General features: G+C 73.2%; 17 protein-coding genes and 1 pseudogene. 5 read left to right on the forward strand and 13 right to left on the reverse strand.

The genetic code is table 11. From position 1 onward, the window contains the following. Positions 1 to 8: 8 nt before the first annotated feature. A pseudogene (locus ACWDYJ_RS07030) lies at positions 9 to 1,076 on the reverse strand (MFS transporter); the annotation flags it as partial. On the opposite strand from ACWDYJ_RS07030, the gene ACWDYJ_RS07035 reads away from it, so the two are divergent. Next, positions 1,015 to 1,380: a MarR family winged helix-turn-helix transcriptional regulator gene (locus ACWDYJ_RS07035; protein ID WP_451564442.1), complete on the forward strand. Its 366-nt coding sequence runs from the start codon at positions 1,015 to 1,017 to the stop codon at positions 1,378 to 1,380. The pseudogene ACWDYJ_RS07030 and the gene ACWDYJ_RS07035 sit on opposite strands and share 62 nt — an antisense overlap. Here the strand turns inward: ACWDYJ_RS07035 and ACWDYJ_RS07040 are convergent. The 5 genes from ACWDYJ_RS07040 to pdxR all read right to left on the reverse strand — a co-directional run bounded on the left by ACWDYJ_RS07040 (position 1,377) and on the right by pdxR (position 6,016). Beyond that, positions 1,377 to 1,952: a hypothetical protein gene (locus tag ACWDYJ_RS07040; RefSeq protein ID WP_451564443.1), complete on the reverse strand. Its 576-nt coding sequence runs from the start codon at positions 1,950 to 1,952 to the stop codon at positions 1,377 to 1,379. The two genes, ACWDYJ_RS07035 and ACWDYJ_RS07040, sit on opposite strands and share 4 nt — an antisense overlap. Continuing rightward, the gene (locus ACWDYJ_RS07045) at positions 1,949 to 2,635 is read right to left on the reverse strand and encodes an RNA polymerase sigma factor (protein WP_451564444.1); all 687 of its coding nucleotides are present in this window, start codon (positions 2,633 to 2,635) and stop codon (positions 1,949 to 1,951) included. Before ACWDYJ_RS07045 ends, ACWDYJ_RS07040 begins: the two co-directional genes overlap by 4 nt. A gap of 8 nt (positions 2,636 to 2,643) precedes the next feature. Then, the gene (locus ACWDYJ_RS07050) at positions 2,644 to 3,174 is read right to left on the reverse strand and encodes an LAETG motif-containing sortase-dependent surface protein (RefSeq protein WP_451564445.1); all 531 of its coding nucleotides are present in this window, start codon (positions 3,172 to 3,174) and stop codon (positions 2,644 to 2,646) included. A 124-nt stretch (positions 3,175 to 3,298) separates the two neighbouring features. Then, entirely contained in the window at positions 3,299 to 4,213 is a 915-nt protein-coding gene (locus ACWDYJ_RS07055; RefSeq protein ID WP_451564446.1) for a nitroreductase/quinone reductase family protein, read from the reverse strand. A 312-nt stretch (positions 4,214 to 4,525) separates the two neighbouring features. After that, positions 4,526 to 6,016 carry a MocR-like pyridoxine biosynthesis transcription factor PdxR gene (gene pdxR / locus ACWDYJ_RS07060; protein ID WP_451564447.1) on the reverse strand — a complete coding sequence of 497 codons (1,491 nt, stop codon included), beginning with the start codon at positions 6,014 to 6,016 and terminating at the stop codon, positions 4,526 to 4,528. 29 nt (positions 6,017 to 6,045) lie between these two features. Between pdxR and ACWDYJ_RS07065 the strand changes: the two genes are divergently transcribed. Both ACWDYJ_RS07065 and ACWDYJ_RS07070 read left to right on the forward strand, forming a co-directional pair. Continuing rightward, positions 6,046 to 7,017 (forward strand): DMT family transporter, encoded by a 972-nt coding sequence (locus tag ACWDYJ_RS07065; RefSeq protein WP_451564448.1) that lies wholly within the window; start codon positions 6,046 to 6,048, stop codon positions 7,015 to 7,017. Positions 7,018 to 7,049: 32 nt separating this feature from the next. Continuing rightward, positions 7,050 to 7,901 (forward strand): helix-turn-helix domain-containing protein, encoded by an 852-nt coding sequence (locus ACWDYJ_RS07070; protein ID WP_451564449.1) that lies wholly within the window; start codon positions 7,050 to 7,052, stop codon positions 7,899 to 7,901. Here the strand turns inward: ACWDYJ_RS07070 and ACWDYJ_RS07075 are convergent. From ACWDYJ_RS07075 to ACWDYJ_RS07100, 6 genes are all read right to left on the reverse strand, one after another. Next, complete coding sequence (locus ACWDYJ_RS07075) at positions 7,883 to 11,329, reverse strand: endo-alpha-N-acetylgalactosaminidase family protein (RefSeq protein ID WP_451564450.1); 3,447 nt, start codon at positions 11,327 to 11,329, stop codon at positions 7,883 to 7,885. The two genes, ACWDYJ_RS07070 and ACWDYJ_RS07075, sit on opposite strands and share 19 nt — an antisense overlap. Before the next feature lie 142 nt (positions 11,330 to 11,471). After that, positions 11,472 to 11,819 carry an NTP pyrophosphohydrolase gene (locus tag ACWDYJ_RS07080; protein ID WP_451564451.1) on the reverse strand — a complete coding sequence of 116 codons (348 nt, stop codon included), beginning with the start codon at positions 11,817 to 11,819 and terminating at the stop codon, positions 11,472 to 11,474. A 40-nt stretch (positions 11,820 to 11,859) separates the two neighbouring features. Continuing rightward, the gene (locus ACWDYJ_RS07085) at positions 11,860 to 12,792 is read right to left on the reverse strand and encodes a phosphatase domain-containing protein (protein WP_451564452.1); all 933 of its coding nucleotides are present in this window, start codon (positions 12,790 to 12,792) and stop codon (positions 11,860 to 11,862) included. 3 nt (positions 12,793 to 12,795) lie between these two features. Beyond that, positions 12,796 to 14,004 (reverse strand): RNA ligase, encoded by a 1,209-nt coding sequence (locus ACWDYJ_RS07090; protein WP_451564453.1) that lies wholly within the window; start codon positions 14,002 to 14,004, stop codon positions 12,796 to 12,798. 90 nt (positions 14,005 to 14,094) lie between these two features. After that, positions 14,095 to 14,529, reverse strand: coding sequence for a VOC family protein (locus ACWDYJ_RS07095; RefSeq protein ID WP_451564454.1), 435 nt, complete (start codon positions 14,527 to 14,529; stop codon positions 14,095 to 14,097). 34 nt (positions 14,530 to 14,563) lie between these two features. Beyond that, positions 14,564 to 15,190, reverse strand: coding sequence for an alpha-ketoglutarate-dependent dioxygenase AlkB (locus ACWDYJ_RS07100; protein WP_451564455.1), 627 nt, complete (start codon positions 15,188 to 15,190; stop codon positions 14,564 to 14,566). A 172-nt stretch (positions 15,191 to 15,362) separates the two neighbouring features. On the opposite strand from ACWDYJ_RS07100, the gene ACWDYJ_RS07105 reads away from it, so the two are divergent. Then, a complete protein-coding gene (locus ACWDYJ_RS07105; RefSeq protein ID WP_451564456.1) occupies positions 15,363 to 15,926 on the forward strand; it encodes a hypothetical protein in 564 nt (187 codons plus the stop codon). A gap of 106 nt (positions 15,927 to 16,032) precedes the next feature. After that, a complete protein-coding gene (locus tag ACWDYJ_RS07110) occupies positions 16,033 to 17,658 on the forward strand; it encodes an AMP-binding protein (protein ID WP_451564457.1) in 1,626 nt (541 codons plus the stop codon). A 17-nt stretch (positions 17,659 to 17,675) separates the two neighbouring features. On the opposite strand, the gene ACWDYJ_RS07115 is transcribed toward ACWDYJ_RS07110, so the two are convergent. Continuing rightward, on the reverse strand, positions 17,676 to 19,223 hold the full coding sequence (locus ACWDYJ_RS07115; RefSeq protein ID WP_451564458.1) for a carboxylesterase/lipase family protein: 1,548 nt from the start codon (positions 19,221 to 19,223) through the stop codon (positions 17,676 to 17,678). Between the last annotated feature and the right edge of the window lie 48 nt (positions 19,224 to 19,271).

Here is a 19,271-nt window from a genome sequence, read left to right on the forward strand (position 1 = left end):
GTCGCGGATCAGCTGCGGGCGGGGACGGCCGCGGCGGGGGCCGCGGCCGCGACCACCCGGCTCCCGCCCGCGCGGGGTCCCGTACGCCGCTCCAGCGCTCCGGAGACGACGGCGAGGACGAGGGCGGAGGCGGCGAGGGCGGCGCCGACCCAGTTCGGGGCGGTCCAGCCGAGACCGGCGGCGATCACGAGCCCGCCGAGCCAGGCGGCGAGGGCGTTGCCGAGGTTGAAGGCGCCGATGTTGACGGCGGAGGCCAGGGTGGGCGCTCCCGCGGCCTGGTCGAGGACCCGCTTCTGCAGCGGCGGCACGGTCGCGAAGCCGAGGGCGCCGATGAGCACGATGGTGACGGCGGCGCCCGCCTTGGTGTGGGCGGTGAGCGTGAAGAGGGCCAGTACGACGGCCAGCGCGCCCAGGGACACGTACAGCATCGGCATCAGGGCGCGGTCGGCGAACCGGCCTCCGACGAGGTTGCCGACGACCATGCCGATGCCGAAGAGGACGAGGAGCCAGGTCACGGAGGCGTCGGCGAAGCCCGCGACCTCGGTCATCATCGGGGTGATGTAGGTGATCGCGGCGAAGACCCCGCCGAAGCCGAGCACGGTCATCGCCATCGCGAGCAGGACCTGGACGTCGCGGAAGGCGGCCAGCTCCTGCCGGATCCGTACCCCTTCGGGCCGGGGCAGGTCGGGGACCAGCTTGGCGATGCCGGCCAGGCCGAGGACGCCGAGCCCGGCGACGATCAGGAAGGTGACGCGCCAGCCGAGCGTCTGCCCGACCAGGGTTCCGAGCGGCACGCCGACGACGTTGGCCACCGTCAGCCCGGTGAACATCATGGCGATCGCGCCGGCCTTCTTCTCCGGGGCGACGAGTTCGGCGGCGACGACCGCGCCGATGCCGAAGAAGGCACCGTGGGCGAGGGAGGCGACGACACGGCCGGCGAGCATCACCCCGAAGGACGGGGCGAGCGCGGAGAGCACGTTGCCCGCGATGAACAGGCCCATGAGCAGCATCAGCATGCGCTTGCGGGAGATGCGGGTGCCGAGGACGGTCATCAAGGGGGCACCGAGGAGCGGTCCTGGCGGCCACCTGCGGATGCACCAGGTCGCCGACTCGGTGGTGCTGAGCCAGAGCGCGACGACGCGGCTGGTCAGCAGGCTGGAGGACCGGGGACTGCTCAACCGCTACATCTGCGACACCGACCGCCGGGGCATCTACACCGACGTGAGCGAGGCCGGTCTCGCCCTGCTCGCCGAGGCCCGCCCGACCAACGACACGGCCCTGCGCGAGGCGCTGGACGAGGCCGCGCTCAACCCGGAACTGGCCCCCCTGGTGGCGGCCGTGGAGAACACCGGGGCGCCGGCCCCGGCCCCCCGGTCCTAGGCCCCCGGGGTCGGGGAGGACGACGGCTTCGCGAGGCCGTCCGGGGAAGGGCTGACGGAGCCACGGGGCACCGAGCCCGTCGGCGGCGGCGTCGACGGCTTGGGCGACGACTGCGGCGTGGACCGGGGCGCCGTGGAGCCGGGCGTCCCGGTCGTCGGGCCGGACGGCGTGAGCGTCGACGGCGGCCTGGTCGGCGCCGGAGACGACACGACGGGAGACGGCACCGCGCTCGGCCGCGGGCTGCCGGACTCGGCGGGCGGGGTCGGCCCGGGTGAGGTGAGTTCCGGCGGCGCGGCGGGCGGCAGCGGCCGGGCCGGAAGCTGTTCGGGCCCGAGCAGCACGTACCCGGCCAGGGCCGCCGCGGCCGTCAGGCCCGAGAGACCCGCGAAGGCCCATGTCGAGCGCCGCAGCCGAAGCGCACGCCCGGCGAGCCGCCGCGGACGCGGGCCCGGCGGATCGGCGGGCCGCAGGTCCCGGACGGTGATCTCCTCGGCGCGGGCCTCCAGGGCCTGCCGCAGCCGGCGTTCCACGGGGCGTTCGCCGTCCTGCGTGCTGCCCGTCGTGCCCGTCATACCCGTCCTTCCAGGATCCGTTCCAGCGCGTCCAGACCGCGGCTGGCGTTCGACTTCACCGCGCCCCGGCTGATGCCGAGGGTGGCGGCGATCTCCGCCTCACTGAGGTCGGCCCAGTACCGCAGCACCAGCACCTGGCGGCGGCGCGGGGAGAGCCGGCGGAGCGCGGCCAGCACTTCGCGGTGTGCCTCGCCCAGGACGACGGACACCTCGGCGGAGGGGACGTCGGCCGTCACCGGCGGAATCCAGGCACGGGCGGTGCGCCTGCGACGGAGCACGGAACGCGAGGTGTTCACGACGGCGGTGCGCAGATAGCCGAGCGCGTTGTCCACCTCCGTGATCTGCTCCCCGTAGCGGCGGTACAGCGCGGTGAAGGCGTCCTGCACCACGTCCTCGGCGGTGGCCGGGTCGTCTACGAGGAGGACCGCCAGCCGGACCATGCCCAGCCGGTGCGCGTGGTAGAGCTCGCTGACGGTGGGCGGGTCGGCGGCGGGCGGCGCGTTCCCTTCGCCGGCGCGGAGCAGGGGCTGGGTGTGGCCGTACGTGTACGCGTACGGGTGGCCGCCGGGCGCGGCGGCCGACGGAGCGGAGCGCTCGCGGCGCGAGAGCCACCACCACAAGCCCCGCCACGCCCGGACGGAGCCGGGCGTGAAGGGGCTGGCGGATGATGCGAGGTCGAGCACGGGTGTCCTCAGTTGGCGGCGCGGCGCCGCACGGTGTACAGGGCTCCGGCGCCCACGGCAACGAGCCCGGCCGCTCCGGCGGCGAGTGCGGTGGTGGTCGCGGAGGAGCCAGTATGCGCGAGCTCGTTTCCGGCGGGCGCAGTGGAGGGCTGCGGGGCGGAGCCCGGGGTCGCGCTGCCCGTCGGGGAAGGCACGGCGCTCGGCTTCGCACTGCCGGGCATTGACGGCACCGGGCTCGGCTTCGCACTGCCCGGCATCGTCGGCACCGGGCTCGGCTTCGCACTGCCCGGCATGGACGGCACCGGACTCGGCTTCGCACTGCTCGTGGGGCTGGGCGCCGCGCTGGGCGCCGTGCTGACGGCGGGCGTCGGGACGGCGGAAGCCCCTTGCGCGGCGAAGGCCGGCCCGCCGAGAGCGACGGCGACCCCGACAGCGGCGGTGACGACGGCCGCCGCCCGGCGGGCGGACAGGGGAGCGCTCTTCAGGTTCTGCACGGTCTTCATGTCCTTCGGGTTCTGCACAGCCTGCGCAGTCTTCACGGTGGTTCTCCACGGTCGGATCGAGGACGCGGAACTTCGCCCTTCACCCCCGCACGACGCGCGAGTGCCCGATCGGTTGCCACCGTTCCCGAAAGTTCCCGAAAAACTTCTCCCCGCCGAACCCTCAGCCGCGCCCCGGCGGCGCCGGCGGCCACGGGACATCGGCCAGCAGCGGCAGCAGCGTCTCCTCCTCGTGGTCGAGATGCGCCGTCAGCTCCGCCGTCATCCGGCCCAGCTCGGCCCGGAAGCGTTCCGGTTCGGCGATCGCGACGTCGTCCAGCAGGGCCACCAGCCCGCCCTGGATCCGCGCGACCGTACGGTGTTCCTCCCGCAGCCGCTCGAACGTGCCCGCCAGGTGCGGGTGGTGAACGGCGATCCCGGGGAACAGGTGCCCGTCCTCGCTGGTGTGGTGGAACTCCAGGGCCTGGCAGAAGGCCAGGCAGCGCTGCCGGATCTGCAGCCCCAGTCCCGGCGGCGGCGGTTCGCCCGGTCCGGTGTGCGAGGCCCGGGCGGCGAAGTGCGCGTCGGTCTCGGCGCTCACGTGGCGCAGCTGGGCCCGCAGCCAGGTGTGGACCTCCAGCAGTTTGGCGGCGAGGGTGCGGACCTCGCCGGGGGCCTGCCAGCCGTCGGGATCGGCCGGTTCCAGGATCACGACGGGGAGGGTCCGGGTGGTCCGTGTCTGGTAGTCGCCGTATCCGGGGGCGACGCGCAGTACCTGCTCGAACAGTTCCGCCCGCCGGGCCCCCTCGGCGGGGACCGCCAGGGCTTCGAAGGACTCGGCGCCGAGTTCCACCCGTACCTGGGGGTGGGCGAGCAGGTTGTGGTACCAGTCCGGGTGGTGCGGGGCGCCGAGGTTGGACGCGACGATCAGCAGTGCACCGTCGTGGCGGACGAAGCCGAGCGGGGTGGTCCGCTCGGCTCCCGACCTGGCGCCGGTGGTGGTCAGCAGGAGCAGGTCCTCGCCCTCGAAGGGGCCGCCGACCTTCCCCTGGTGGGCGCGGAACTCCTCGATGACGGACTGGTTGAAGGATGTGGGCACAGGGATTTCTCTCTCCGGAACAGGGCGAGACCCGCCACCGCGGCCCGGCGTGACAGGGCTCGGCGTGGCGTGGCGTACGAAAGGGAAACGGGCGCGGCGAGGCCGCACGGCATGCGGGACGAGAAGGACCCGTGACGCGGGGTCGGTTGCCCGGCGTACGGCCTGTCTACGTCAGCTGCGGGGCGCGGAGTATGAACTCATGGCGGATCCCCCGGGGGTGAAGGGTGTTCGCCCGACTACCGGCCGGCCCACTGCTCTTTGGCCGGCGTCACGCGACACCGGTTCCCATTACACGCATCCTCGGGCCGCATGTCAACGCCGATGATCTCGCAGGCACCGGCGCAGGGCCGTGCCCAGCAGGGCCACGCCTTCCTCGATCTCACCCACCGCGCCCGCCGCGTACCCCAGGATCAGGCCCGGCGGGCCCGGGCGCAGCCGGTGCCAGGACAGCGGGTGGGCCTTGACCCCGAGGGCGAGGGCGGCCGTCGCGAGGGCGGTGTCCGGGAAGTCCGCGCCGTCGAAGGTGACCATGAGGTGCAGGCCCGCCGCCGCGCCGTGGATCCGGGCTCCGGGCAGCTCGGCGTCGATGGCGCGCAGCATCGCGTCCCGGCGTCGGCGGTGACGCCGCCGGACGAAGCGGAGTTGGCGTTCCAGTTCGCCGGAGTCCATCAGGCGGGCCAGCACGAGCTGGGCGAGCACCGGATTGCCCAGGTCGGCGTAGCGCTTGGCCGCCACCACCGGGTCGCGCAGCCGTCGCGGGACCAGCAGCCATCCCAGCCTCAGGGCGGGGGCGAGCAGCTTGGACACGCTGCCGGCGTAGCAGACCTGCTCCGGGAGCAGCGCCCGCAGCGCGGGCACGGGAGCCCGGTCGTAGCGGTGCTCCGCGTCGTAGTCGTCCTCGACGACCAGTCCCCCGGCGCCCGCCCAGGCCAGCAGTTCGCGGCGGCGCTCCCCGTCGAGCACGACCCCTGTGGGGAACTGGTGCGCCGGCGTCAGCAGCGCCACCCGCGCCCCACTGGCCCGCAGCGCCGCCACGTCCAGCCCCGCCTCGTCCACCGGTACGCCCACGGTCTCCAGCCCGTTGTACTCCAGTTGTTGCCGCGCTCCGAGCGAGCCGGGATCCTCCACCGCCACGCGGTCCACGCCGTCCGCCCGGAGCACCTGCGCGAGCAGCCCGAGCGCCTGGGCGACACCCGCGACGACGACGACCTCGCCGGGATCCACACGGATCCCCCGGTTCCGTGCCAGCCAGCCGGCGACCGCCTCCCGCAGGGCGGGAGCGCCCTGCGGGTTCCCGTAGCCGAAGTCGGCCGGGGTGAGGCCGGCGAGCACCCGGCGTTCGGCTTGGAGCCAGGCGGTGCGCGGGAAGGCGGTGAGGTCCGGCACTCCGGGCGAGAGGTCGATCCGGCAGGGCACGGCGCGCAGGGCGTCCACCAGCCCCTCCCGGGTATCGCGCGGCGAAGGCCCGCCGGCGGCGGCCGCCGCCGGGGCGGGGACCGGGACCGGTGCGGGGGCCGCGACGACCACGGTGCCGGCGCGGCCCCGGCCGGCCACCTGACCGGTCTCCGCCAGCCGTTGGTACGCCTCGGTCACCAGCCCACGGGAGACGCGGAGTTCGGCGGCGAGCACCCGGCTGGCGGGCAGCCGGGCGCCGACGGGCAGGGTGCCGTCCGCGATGGCGGCGCGCAGCCGGCCGGCCAGCCACTCGGTGCGCCCGCCCGGCGGGGCCTGGCCGATGTCCAGCTGGAGGAAGTCGGACCCGCTTTTGGACCCCTGGGACCGGATGTCATTGGATCTCTTCACCGAACCATTGTGGCCCCAGGCTGGACGGTATGAAGACCCCGATCGCCACCCCGACCACACGATCCGTCGCAGCCGCGCCCATGCCCACCACACCTTCCACCGCCTTCCGCGACCTGCTGCCGGGCATGGTCGGCATGGCGCTGGTCGGCGGCAGCGTGAGTGTGTCCCGTGCCCTGGTCGACGCACCGCTGTTCGCCTCCCAGGCGGTCCGGTACGTCGCCGCCGCCCTGATCCTGTTCGCCCTCGCCCGGGCCGCCCGGGTGCCGATCCTGCGCCCCCGGGGCCGGGAGTGGCTGTGGCTGGCCGGGATCGCGGCCACCGGTCTGGTGCTGTTCAACGTGGCCGTCGTACGGGGCGTCGCCCATGCCGAACCGGCCGTGATCGCGGTCGCCGTGGCCTGCGTACCGATCCTGCTCGGCCTCGTCGGCCCGCTGCTGGAGGGACGCGGGCCCGAGCGCCGGGTGCTGCTGGCCGCGCCCGTCGTGGTCGCCGGGGCCGTCCTCGTCGAGGGCACGGGGCGCACCGATGCCGCCGGGCTGGGGTGGGCGGTGCTGGCTCTGGCCTGCGAGGCGGGGTTCACGCTGCTCGCGGTGCCGGTGCTCGGGCGGCACGGCGCGTGGGGGGTGTCGCTGCACGCGGTGTGGATCGGGGCGGTGATGCTGGCGGTGCTCGCGCTGTTCACGGAGCGTCCGTCCGACGTGGCCGCGCTCGCTCCGGGCCAGTGGGCGGCGGTCGGGTACCTCGCGGTGCTCGTGACGGCGGTGGCGTTCCTGCTCTGGTACCGCACGGTGGCCGCCGTGGGCAGCGGCCGGGCCGGGCTGCTGACCGGCGTCGCACCCCTCGCGGCGGCCGGCGCAGGGGTGTTCACGGGTGGCGGGGTGCCCGGCCCGGCGGTGTGGCTGGGCCTGGCCGTGGTGATCGCCGGGCTCGCGCTGGGGCTGCGCCCGGCCCGTACCGCCGTGGCGGGGTTTCGTGGCGAAAGGGAGCCCGCTGCCCCTTGAGGCCGCCCGGCCCGGTGGATCACAATCCGCAGATGCCGACGCCCCCGTACAGCAGCTGGATGCGGTACTTCTCGCCGACCGCCAACCACCGCCGACTCGGCCTGGTGTGCCTCGGCGTCGGGGTCCAGCAGGGGGTGCTGCCGGTCGTGGGCCCCCGGGCGCTCGACCATCACGTGGCCGTGGTCGTCACCCGGGGCCGGGGCTGGTTCAGTCACGCCGGGCGCCCGCCGCAGCCGGTGACCGCGCCCGCCCTGCTGTGGCTCGTGCCGGGCGTCGAGCACCACTACGCCCCCGACCCCGGATGCGGCGGCTGGGACGAATGCTTCGTGGACTTCTCCGGTCCCGGCGTCCAGGCGTACACCGACCTGGGCTACGTGAGCCCCGACCGGCCGCTGGTCCCGCTGAGCGGGACGGCCGGTGTGCAGCACGTGATCGACGGGATCGTCCGGGCCGCCCGACGCGGCGGGCCGCTGCTGGAGGTCGAGGCGGCGGCGGCCGTGCACGCGCTGCTCGTGGCCCTGCGCTACGCCCGCGCCGAGGTGTCCCGCCACGGCGACGCCGTGATGGACACCCTGGCTCGGGACGCCCTGCTGCCGATCTCGGTGACCGAGCACGCCGCGCGGCTCGGGATACCGCTGCCGGAACTGCGGGGGGCGGTGCGGCGCAGTACCGGGGAGGGGGTCAAGGAGTACCTCCTCGGTATCCGGTTGAGCCGGGCGAAGGAGCTGCTCGCCCGTACCGATCTGCCGGTCGCCGGGGTCGCCCGGCGGGTCGGTTACGAGGACCCGGCGTACTTCAGCAGGCTCTTCAGCCGCCGGGTCGGGATGGCTCCGGTACGGTTCCGTGCCCAGCAGTCGGTCCGGTCTCAGGGCCCGGACCGGTAGCCGATGTTGAGCTCCGCGACCGAGGTCCAGGGGTTGCCGCCCACCTCGCTGGTGGCCCTGAGTCTCACGTAGCGCGCGCTCCTGGGGGTGAAGGCCACGTCCTGCTGCGCGGCGCTGTTCTCGAAGGTGCCGGAGGCGGCCGCCGTCCCCCAGTTCACCCCGTCGGCGGAGGTGAACACCTGGTAGTCGGCGATGCGTCCGTTGCTCTGCGTCTGCCGGGGCAGGCAGTGCAGGGCCGAGACGGCGTACGGGGCTCCGAGGTCGAGGGTGATCTCGTGCGGCATCGGCGCGGTGGCGGCGTACCACTGGGTGTGCCAGATGGTGGAGCCGTTCCCGTCCAGGACGTTGGCGGCGCTGCCGTTCTCCCCGGCCGTCTCCTCGCTGTCGACGGCGCTGACGCGCATCCGGCTCTGCGGCACGAGGAGTTCGCCTCCGTCGACCGGGCCGAGGTCGTCGACGGTCAGGTCGTCGAGGACGAGGTCCGCCTCGTTGTGGGAGTTCTCCGGGGTGATCTTCCGGATGCCGATCCAGGCGTCGGCCCCGGCGGTGAAGGTCTTGGTGAAGGTGGTGGGGGTACGGGCCTGGCCGAGGGTGGTGGCGCTCTCCGTGCTGCCCGCCCCGGTGACGAACTGGTAGTCGCCGGCGAAGCCGTTCTCGTAGCTGAAGCTCACCTTGTAGCCGCGTCCCGGTGTCAGCCGGAGCGTCTGCGGCAGGGTGCGGTAGACCAGGCCGGTGCGTTCCTCGTGCGATTTGAGGGAGTTACGGCCGGTGATGACGTCGTCGACGAGCTTTCCGTTCCAGCCGGCCTGGGTGTAGGGCGCGTTGCGCTGCGCGATGTGCGTACGGGGGTCCGTGGCCGATCCGCCCGCGCCGCCGAAGACGAAGGGGCCCCAGCCGGCGTCGAGGTTCTCGAAGTCCTCGGCGTAGTAGTGGCTGCCGAGCGGGGTGCGGGCGGAGCGGACCACGCGTACGTCGTCCAGGTACGCCGTCCCGGATCCGGCGGCGGCGGAGAGGGCGAGGGTGGCGGTGGACTGGCCGGGCGGGACGTCGAAGAGCACCTTCATCCGCTGCAGCCTGGTGCCGTTCTTCTCGCTGCCGCCGAGGGTGTCGGTCAGCGGTGAGGAGTCGGCGTGGACGGAGGCCGGGGCGCCGCCCGCCGGGGTCACGGTCAGGGTGGTGGCCCGCCCGGTGGGGGTGGACACCTGGACGGAGGCGGCGTAGGTGCCGGGGGTCAGGCCGGTGAGCTGCTGGGAGACGGTGGGCGAGGTTCCGGCGGCGAAGGTGAGTTCGTGCTGGCCCCGGGCGTTGCGGGCGACGGCCGCGCCGGTACCGGCGACGGTCCAGGCGTTCAGGTCGCCCGCGTAGAAGGACGGGTCCTCCAGGGGAGTGCCCTCGCCCCACTTCGGGTCGGCCTGGGCGGGCGCGGCGCCGCTGGTGACCACGTAGGCGGTGCGGGCGGCGGCGTCGAGGGTGATCCGGCCGCCCGAGCCGACGGTGAGGCCGCCGGCCGGCTGCCGTCCGGTGTCGGTCAGCTGGTAGAGCTTGGGCGTGGTCCAGCCGGCCGGCAGCGTCCAGGTGGTGGAACCTCCCGCGTCGTTCCAGTGGTAGAGCTTGCCGTCGCGCGGGAGCAGGAAGCTTCCGCCGCTGAGGACGGTGCGGCCGCCGGTGGTGATCTCGCGTGCGCCGCCGGCCGTGGTGACGGTGGTGCCGTTCGCCAGGGTGACCGTGTCGGAGGTCCACTTCACGATCGGGGAGTCCTGGAGGTACTTGGCCGGCAGGTTGACTCCGAAGGTGGTGTGGAGGAAGGCCGGGTAGTCCTTCTTGCCCTGCCAGCCCTCGTAGGCGGTGATCTCGGCGCCGCCGAGCAGCGGGTGGCGGGCGATCCAGTCGTCCTTGGCGTGGTTGGCGATGAACCGGGCGATGGTGGAGTTGATGCCCTTCAGGTCGCTGCCGCCGTAGTTGACGTCGGTGGCCCAGTGGTGCCAGAGGGACTGTTCGGTGAGGGTGTGGGGGAATTCGGTCGTCAACTGGAGCCCCAGTCCGGCGATTTCGCGCTGGATCTTCCGCGATACGTAGCCGTCTCCGTACCAGACGTCCACGTAGAGGAAGTCGAGGCCCGGGGCGGCCGTCTTGAGGTCCTGGAGCCGCCGCAGCCGGTCGCCGGACTGGCCGTCCTTTCGCGTGTCGACGTAGTAGGACTGGTCGAGCCAGTCCCAGCCGAGGCCGCCGCTGTGGCGGGCGGGGTCGAAGGTGGCGGAGACGGGATACTCCTCGGTGGCGTTGACGTGCACGCCGAAGTCGGCGTTCCAGGCGTGGCCGGCGGCGGTGAGGGCGTTCAGGCCGGCGCCGCCGCCCAGCTTGGAGCCGATGTTCTTGTAGTCCATGTGCGCCGAGTCGTGTCCCTCGGAGGCGTAGCCCTTGAGCAGGACGAACTGGCCGAGGCCGTCCGTCGCGAGGCTGACCCGCTTGGTCTCGTCGAGGGTCTGGGCGAAGGGGTGGGTCGCCTGGGAGGCGAAGTTGAAGGGGATGCGCTGGACGACCCGCTTCGCGGTGTCCTGCCAGCCGGTGGGCGGGGTCCAGATGTCGCGGTAGGCGACTGCGGCGTCCTGCCAGTCGACCACCGAGTCGGCGTTGCGGTCGGCCGTGATCGCGACGCGTGCGTACGGCAGCGGCTCGGTGTCCGTGTCCGCCGCGCCGGCGGCCCGGTGGAGCCAGGCGCCGCTCCACAGGCCGGCGCGGCGGTAGGAGCCGTGGTCGGTGACCCGCTTGGTGATCCGGCCGTTCTCCCGGGCCGTGCCGCCCGAGGGCTGGTCGTAGAGGGAGTTGGAGTCGACGGCGGCGGCCAGCCTGCCGGTGTTGACCAGCCCGTGCATCACGGTGGTCGCGGTCGCGTCCACGGGGGTCTTCGCGGTGACGGGGGTGAAGGTGTCCCCCGTGCCGGTGGTGGCGGTGTGCATCTTCGCGGTGGCCAGCGCGGCACCGGGCTGGTCGCTGCGGACGCTGACGAGGGTGTGCTCGGGGATCGCGAGGCTGCGTACGCGCAGGGCGGGGGTGTCCTCGATCGCGGTGACCTCGAACTCCACGACCGATCCGGTCACCGCGAGGCGGGCTCGGACGGTCACCCCGGAGAAGGCCAGCGCGTAGTCGACGGCGGAGGCGGAGGGGGTCGAGGTCACGGCGGGGGTGTACGTGGTTCCGTTGACGACGATCGCGGTGAGGGGGTCCTCGTTGCCGTGCAGTACGTCCCCGGTCGCACGCCGGGTGTAGGTGATGACCCGGGGGAAGCCGCTGTCCACGCTGACGGACAGCTCGGGCGAGGTGATGGTCAGGGGCGCGGCGGCCGGGGCGGCCGACACCGGCACGGACACGACCAGGGTGGCGATGAGACCGGCGACCGCGGCTGCGGCCGGCCAGAGGGGGGTGCGCATCGGGCCTCCGGGAATCGGCGCTTCGTTGCACGAAGACCGCGAGGCGCCGGAGCCCCGCGGTCCGCTCACTGGGCTGTCAGCTTGCGCACCGCGGGGCGCCACGCCCATGGACAAAGCACCGCGCCGTCCTGGACTTCCGAGGTCATTTCGCCGGGCGTACGGTACGGGGCCCCGCACACTGCGCGCCGTACGCCCGCACCCGGGCCCGCAGTTCCCGGTCCGCCGTGACCACGACACAGCCGCTCCCCGCGTAGGCCGCGGCCAGCTCGACGATCCGGTCGTCGCCGCTCCCCGGTGCCGAGTCCACCCGTACGCCGGGTACGGACTCGATGCCCCGGGCGGCGCCCTCGACCACGAGGATCACCTCCTCACCCTCGTCCCGCAGCGCGAGCCGGTCACGCAGCCGCTCGGCGGCCCCGCGCCGGTCACGCCACCAGCCGTCCGGCACCGACCCGACGACGTTCGCGGCGTCCACGATCAGCACCGACATCGCACCGTGTCCTCCTGAGCCCCGTCCGGGCTCGTTCTCCCTAGAAGTCGCCGTAGTTGACCTGCCAGGTGGGCAGGCCCATCCGGCGCCAGACCGCGACGACCCGGTCCCGGTCGTCGAGCGACACCCGGACCGCGTAGCGCTCGCGCACGTGCGTGTCGAACAGCTCGGCCTTCACCACGTCGTCGCGGCGCGTGTCCCCGGCCGCGCGCATCCACAGCTCGTCGTACGGCACTTCGTGCCGCCGCAGCCACGACTCGGTCTGTGTCCGGTGCTCCTCGCCGCGCCCCGAGAGCAGCACGATCACGTCCCCGTCGGCGCGCCGGAAGGCGTCGAGCGCCTGCCGCACCGGCTCGTTGAGCAGGTCGCTCTCGCAGCGCGAGAAGTCGTACGGGCCGCGGTCCCCGGTCAGCGCGAGCGTGCCGTCGATGTCGCACATCACGGCGGGGGGCAGGTCCGGGTCGGCGACGTAGGGCTGTACCAGCGGCTGGTCGTTGAGCCAGTCCGCGGTGAGCCGCCAGCCGCCCTTCCTCGCCTTGGCGTGCTTCTGCGCCAGGATCCGGATGATCTCCTCACCGACCGGCCGGTCCCGGGCGGCGTCACGGCGCAGGCACTCCTCGACGGGCACGTCGGTGAAGTCGTGCACGACGAAGGTGGCGAGCCCGCCGACCGCCGCCTTGAGCCGCTTGGGGATGTGCGAGGTCAGGTGCGTGTTGTCGACGACCACGTCGAAGCCGTCCACGACGGCCGCGCGGACCGCCGCGTCCTGGATGGCCAGCACGGTCTGCTCGTGCTTGTACGAGCGGCCGCGCGCGGGGTCGGGCACGTCCAGCATGGTGCGCAGGTCGTCGAGGTTGACCCGGCGCACGCGCCCGTCGGCCTCGGCCTGCAAGGCGCGCGCGGCGGTCGTCTTGCCCGAGGCCGGCAACCCCGTCATGACGTGGACCACGGGGAGGGCGGGTTCTTCGGACACGGGTCAGTTCTCCTCGTCGGTGGTGAAGGGATCGGCCGTCTGCGGCCGTACGGCCCGCCAGGTGACGAGCTCGGTCGGCCGGTCGTCCAGCCGCAGGAACAGGGCGGAGCGGATCCCGCTGTCGCGCAGCTCCTTCGCGGCGCGGGCGAAGGCACCCCGGTCGCCGGCCAGGTGGGCCAGCTCGCGGAAGGCCTCGTCGATGGCCCGCTCGCGCCGGGCGGCGGCGTCCTCCAGGCGCACGATCACCTCGCGCACCCAGGTGTCGAACTCGTCGGGCACCTGCTCCAGCAGCGCGTCGAGCGGCTTGCCGCCGGAGGCCTCGATGTCGGCGACGGTGCAGTTCAGGCCCTGGGCGAGCTGCTTGGCGGGCAGGCCGGCGAAGCGCTGGACGCCGTGGCTGCGCCAGATGTCCCGCTCGGTGACGCCGGTGAGCACCTTGTGGAGGCGTACGTACTCGGACAGCTTGGCCTTCGCGCGGACGCCGGAGGCGAAGCGCAGCACGAAGCCCTCCGCGTCGGTCCCGGTCGCGGTGGAGCCGCCGGGCAGGGTGTTGGACTCGGTGAGCGCGACGAGTTCGGCGAGCGGCATGGCGGGCCACACGGTCACGACGGAGCCGATCGGCTGCCAGTGGGCGGCGGCCTCGGCGAGCGGCACCTCGGCGCCGCCCGGGCCGAAGGCGGCGAGCAGGACGAGGTCGCGGCGCTCGCCGTAGTCGACGACGATCCGGTTCTGCGGGTAGAGGATCTCCGCGAGGTACGTCACGCCCGGGACGAGGGCCGCGGTGTCCTTGCCGTCGAGCCGGCGCTGTGCCCAGGTGGCCTGGGCGCTGGTGAAGGAGCCCTTGGAGGCGACGCGCCAGCGGTCCGCGTACTGGAAGACCACGGCGAGGCTGCCGTCGACCTTGTCGTAGACCTCGAACGGCTCGTCGGGCAGGGCGGGCGCGTACGGCTGACCGGACTCGTGCTCACCGACGTTGAAGAACTTCGGCAGGGGCAGGGCGACGATCGCACCGGTGGTGTCGTCGGCGACGAGGCCGCGGCAGCGCGTGGTGACCCGGTTCCAGACCCGCTCGTACTGCGCGGTGCGCGTGTACGTGTAGATGGACAGCGGCAGTTCGGGGTGCCGCTTGCGGGTCACGTGCCCGGCGTCGACGGCCGCCGCCAACTCCTGCGCGGGCAGCAGGTCGTGCAGAGTCAGGTGGGCCTGGCTCATGGGGTTCCTCCCGGTTCGAGATGGCTCATTCTCGCGTGCGGGAGGGTCGCCCCGGTACTCAATTATGACTGGTCACCGCCCGGATACGGGCTACTGCATGACGCAGAGCTCGTTGCCCTCGGGATCGGCGAGCGTGGTCCAGGTGAAGGGGCCCTGGCGGCCTTCGTGGAGGTGTGTGGCGCCCTTGGCGATCAGCCGCTCGACCACGGCCGGCGCGTCGTCGGGGTCCGTGTGGACGTCCAGGTGGACGCGGTTCTTCACGGTCTTCGGCTCCGGCACGAGCTGGAAGAGGACCCGGGGCGCGCGATCCACGCCATCGGGGTGGCGGATGGCGGCTCCCACCTTCCAGACGAGCGTGCCGCGGTGGGTGGTGGTGTCGTCCTCGCTCGCCTGGCCCGCCGCGACCGTCCTGCGGATGAAATCCTCGTCGCTCGGCTCCACTTCCCAGCCGAGGGCGTCCGCCCACCAGTCGGCGAGGGGGTGCGGATCGGCGGAGTCGATGACGACCTGGAACGTATATGCCATGGCGGGACCCTAGCGGGCCGGACCCCCTCCGGGGTCACATGACGCCGCGGGTACGGAACTGGACGCTGATCCGGGGGCCGACCGCACGCGCCGACTTGGGTATCGCGTGCTCCATCGTGCGCTGGCAGGAGCCGCCCATCACGACGAGGTCGCCGTGGCCCAGCGGCAGCCGCACCAGGGTGGGGCCGCCGCCGCGCGGGCGCAGTACGAGGTCGCGCGGATCGCCGACGGAGAGGATCGCGACCATGGTGTCCTCGGTGGAGGAGCGGCCGGTCCGGTCGCCGTGCCAGGCGACGCTGTCGCGGCCGTCGCGGTAGAGGCACAGCCCGGCGGTGACGAAGGGTTCGCCCAGCTCGTCGGCGTAGTGGCGGCTCAGCGCCTCGCGGGCCTCGGTGAGCACGGGGTGCGGCAGCTCGTCGCCGTCCGCGTAGAAGGACAGCAGCCGGGGCACCTCGACCTCGCGGTCGTACATCTGCCGCCGCTCGGCGCGCCAGGGCACATCGGCGGCGAGCCGCTCGAACAGCGCGTCGGCCCCGGCCAGCCAGCCGGGCAGCCGGTCGACCCACGCGCCGGCCCCGAGCACCGTCCGCGACAGGCCGGCGAGCGGCCCGAGCCGGATCTCGTCGGTCTGGTCGAAGAGGGAGCCTTGAAGTGCGTGCATGCGTCCAGCCTACCCCTTACCCGAACACCTGCTCGATTTAATCGCGCACACCGGTGACTCCCGGCGGTGCACGGAGTGTCCCGTTGACCGCCGCGCACGAAAGCTGCTGGCCTGCTCCTCGACGGGCCAGGCCGCCGGCCCGCCCAGCAGAAGAGATCCGGGAGAAGGACACATGAGCGAGGACGACCGTCCGACCCCGGATCCGCACGCGGCGAGCGTCGGGGCGCAGGTGCAGGCGTCCGCCCGCGGCTGGCACACCGTTCAGCTGGCCGTCTTCGGGTTCATCGGGATCTGCGGTGTCCTCAAGAGCGGCAGCGGCGGGGCGGCGCCCCGGGGCATCGAGGAGTTGGCGGGGGTCCTGATCCTGGTGGCGCTGGCCGTGGCCTGCTGGGCGACGTATCTGGTCGCCCGTGTCGCCTGGCCGCTGCCCGTGCCCGCGGCGGCAGGGCCGGAGGGGGCGAAGGGCGTGGAGCGCGCCGCCCGACGCCTGCGCAGGGGGCTCGCCCTGACGTTCCTCGCCGTCGTGCTGGTGTCGACGGCTGCCGCCTCCTCCTGGTGGCCCACGCCGCCGGCTTCCCAGGGGCAGCTCGTAGAGGTTTCGACGTCAGCGGGCACCCTCTGCGGGACGCTGGGCACCGGCGACGAGGGAAACATACGCCTGCGGACCCAGGGCCAGACCATCGACATCCCGCTCGGCCGCATCGCGCGCCTGAGCCCCGCGTCCACCTGCCCGTAGCGGAGCTGACGGCCGGGGGCTGGTCCCGCAGCCGTCCCGGAGGAGATCATGGGCGGGTGGCGGCCAGGGGGTCGCGCGCTGGTCTGTAGCCGTCCAGGAGGTACGCGTGTCCGTCGCGTCGAGTCATTCGTCCGGGATCTCCGAGGTCCCTCTGCTGGGCGAGACGATCGGGGACAATCTCGACCGTACCGCGGCGAGATTCCCCGGGCGGGACGCCCTCGTCGACGTGGCCGCCGGACGCAGGTGGACGTACGCGCAGCTGGTGGCGGACGTGGACACCCTGGCCCTCGGGCTGCTGGACCTGGGCATCGCCCGGGGTGACCGCGTCGGCATCTGGGCCCCCAACCGCGCCGAGTGGACGCTGGTGCAGTACGCCACCGCGAAGATCGGGGCGATTCTCGTCACCGTCAACCCGGCGTACCGCTCCCACGAGTTGGAGTACGTGCTGGGCCAGTCCGGGATCCGGATGCTGGTCGCGGCGGAAACCTCTCGGGGCTCCGACTACGCGGCGATGATCGAGGAGGTCCGGCCGCGCTGCGCGGGCCTGGAGTTCGTGGCCCTGCTGGACGGGCCGCTGTGGACGTCCCTGTTCGAGCGCGGACGCCGGGCCGACCCGGCCGAACTGGCCCGGGCGCAGGCCGCCCTGGACCCGGCCGACCCGATCAACATCCAGTACACCTCGGGGACCACCGGCTTCCCCAAGGGGGCGACGCTCTCGCACCACAACATCCTCAACAACGGCTTCTTCGTGGGCGAGTTGTGCCGCTACACCGAGCAGGACCGGGTGTGCGTCCCCGTGCCCTTCTATCACTGCTTCGGCATGGTCATGGGGAATCTCGCCTGCACCAGCCACGGCGCGGCGATGGTGATCCCCGCGCCCGCCTTCGACCCGGCGGCCACCCTGGCGGCGGTCGAGGCGGAGTCGTGCACCTCCCTCTACGGGGTGCCCACCATGTTCATCGCCGAACTCGCCGTCCCCGGTTTCGACGCCTACGACCTCTCCAGCCTCCGGACCGGGATCATGGCGGGCTCCCCCTGCCCGGTCGAGGTGATGAACGAGGTCATCGAGCGGATGGGGATGGCCGAGGTGTCCATCTGCTACGGCATGACGGAGACCTCCCCGGTGTCGACGCAGACCCGCGCGGACGACTCGGTCGACCGCCGGGTCTCCACCGTGGGCCGGGTCGGCCCGCATCTGGAGGTGAAGGTGGTCGACCCGGACAGCGGACGGACCGTCCCGCGCGGCGCCCCGGGTGAGCTGTGCACCCGCGGCTACTCCGTCATGCTCGGCTACTGGGCGGAGCCGGAGAAGACCGCCGAGGCCGTGGACCCGGCGGGCTGGATGCACACCGGCGACCTGGCGGTCATGGACGAGGACGGCTACGTCAGCATCACCGGCAGGATCAAGGACATGGTGATCCGCGGTGGTGAGAACCTCTACCCGCGCGAGATCGAGGAGTTCCTCCACACCCACCCGCACGTCCTGGACGTCCAGGTCATCGGCGTACCCGACCCCAAGTACGGGGAGGAGCTGATGGCGTGGGTGCGGATGCGCGAGGGAGCCGAGCCGCTGACCGCGGACGCGGTCCGCGCGTACTGCCAGGGCCGGCTCGCCCACTTCAAGATCCCGCGCTACGTCCATGTCGTGGAGGAGTTCCCCATGACCGTCACCGGGAAGATCCGCAAGATCGAGATGCGCGCGATGGCGGCCCGCCTGCTGGATCAGCGGTAGGGGAGGGGGCGGGCGGGTCAGCCCGCGCTGAGTTCTCCCTCCCACAGCTTGCGTTCGGCTTCCCGCGGGTCGGGGACGATCACGTCGGCCTCGCCGTTGTCGCGCCGGAAGGCCATGACCGGCCGGGTTCCCGTGTCGTACGCGGGCCAGCCCGGCAGGCCGGTCACGGCGAAGCGGACCCACTGCCGGTGCATCGCCTCGGCGAGGTCCTGGGGCGGATTCGGGCCCGTGATCGGGCGGGTCTCGGGGACGTGGAGGGCGTCCCAGACGAAGGGGATCTCCAGACTGTGACAGGCGCCCACCCTCACCTGGATGGTGTTGGGCTGCACCGGGGAGCGCCAGCCGAACTCGTAGACGTAGGTGGCGGCGCCCGACGCGGCCCGTGCCTCGGCGACCCGGTACGTCGGGATCCGGAACATCCGGTCGGTCAGGACGGCGGCGGCGATGCCGGAGGGGGCGTTGCGCGGGTAGGCCTCGGTGCTGTTCGCCTTGTAGTGGTCGTAGAAGTCGGAGGGCGCGCCGTAGGCCAGGGCCCGGTCCCTGAACTGCTTGGCGACCAGCCAGTAGACCATCGGGGTGGGCACGATGAAGAGCCGGAACTCCTCGCTGTTCGTGCCCGCGAGCAGGGGCACCTCCCGTCCCTTGCCGGCGGCGAGCGCGTCGATCGGGCGCTCGGTGAGGAGGTCTCCGTCGAGGACGGGCATCAGCGACATGCCGCACGAGGCGATGGTCGTCTCGCCGTACTTCACCGGATCCGCCGTGGTGGTGATGTCGGAGCCGACCGCCTTCTGGGCGGCGATGAGCTCCGCGATCGGCAGGCCGGCGAGCGCCTGCGCGGTCGGTGCGACGCCCGCCTGGGCGGCGATGGCGTTCAGGACCAGCGTGGCGTCCTCGGGCGTCTGGGTGATGTGGCCGCTGCCGCTCTGGGCGATGGCCTTGTGGAAGAGCCCGAGTTCGAGCGAGAGCAGGGTGAGCACGCTCATGGCGCCCGCGGACTCGCCGAAGACGGTGACGTTGTCACGGTCGCCGCCGAAGCCCTGGATGTTCTCCTGGACCCACCGCAGGGCGAAGATCTGGTCGTGCAGCCCCCGGTTGGCGGGGAGCGGCGCGTCGGGGATGTACCCGAAACCGTCCACGCCCAGGCGGTAGTTGATGGTGACGCAGACGACGCCGTCGCGGGCGAAGGCCGCTCCGTCGTACGCGGTCACGGCCGAGGATCCGGTGGTGAAGGCACCACCGTGGATCCACACCATGACGGGCAGCCCGGCCTCCCGTGAGGCGTCGGGGGTCCAGACATTGAGGTTGAGCCACTCCTCACCCGGATACGAGGGGTCCGGCATCAGCGCGCCCAACTGCCCGTCGATCGTGGGCTTGGGCGGCGTCGGACCGAACGAGAAGGCCTCCCGTTCGCCCTCCCAGCGCTGGGGCGGGACCGGGGCGGCGAACCGGTTGGCGCCGACCGGCGCGGCGGCGTAGGGGATCCCGCGGAACCGGGTGATGCCGTCCTCGACCTCGCCGACGACCGTTCCGTAGACCGTTTCCACTTGCTGCGTCTGGCTGGGCACGTGACTCCTCATGGGGTCGGGGAGCCGCGGGACGACGGTCCCGACGGC

This window comes from Streptomyces sp. NPDC003042, assembly GCF_053591315.1.